The organism is Haloferax sp. s1 (assembly GCF_058382125.1).
On sequence record NZ_JBZRPK010000034.1, the window covers coordinates 1 to 651 of the forward strand.

Annotated in this window: 1 protein-coding gene; it reads left to right on the plus strand. The window is 66.2% G+C overall.

Annotated features, from left to right (window positions below; all coding sequences use genetic code 11):
• Positions 1-88: 88 nt before the first annotated feature.
• Positions 89-651 (plus strand): protein-L-isoaspartate O-methyltransferase family protein (locus QT222_RS00195; protein WP_491475920.1); only part of this gene is annotated, 563 nt, incomplete at its 3' end.

Sequence of the window (651 nt, forward strand, 5' to 3'; positions counted from 1 at the left end):
CCAGACGGTTCGAGACGTGCCCGGGACGGGCTTGCAGGCGGTCGTCGCCGAACGTGCGGTTGATTAGTGCCGAACCCGGAGTTTAACTATGGACTACTCGGTGCTGCGCGAAGACATGGTCGACGGGTTGGAGCACTCGCTCGGCCCGCTCCCCGAGGCTGTTGGCCTCGCGATGCGCAGTGTCCCGCGCCACGAGTTCGTCACCGACTCGCCGTATCAGAACCGCCCGACCGAACACCGCGAGACGAATACGACCATCCTCGCGCCGACGACAGTCGCCCGCCTGCTCTCTGCGCTCGACCCCGAACCGGACGACAACGTGCTCGTCGTCGGTGCGGGCGTCGGGTACACAGCCGCCGTCCTCGCCGAAATCGTCGGCGACTCCCGCGTTCACGCGGTGGACATCACGCGGAAGCTGGTCTACGAAGCCCGCGAAAACCTCCAGCGGGCGGGCTACGAAGGCGTTCTCGTGGACTGCCGAGACGGTGCGGAGGGGCTATCTGACTACGCACCGTTCGACCGCATTCTCGTCGAAGCCTCGGCGGTCAGGCCACCACGGCGGCTTCTCTCACAACTCGCCGACGGCGGCCGACTGGTCATGCCGAAAGGTGTCGGTGAGCAGACGCTCGTCGCTATCGAAGACGGTGAGGT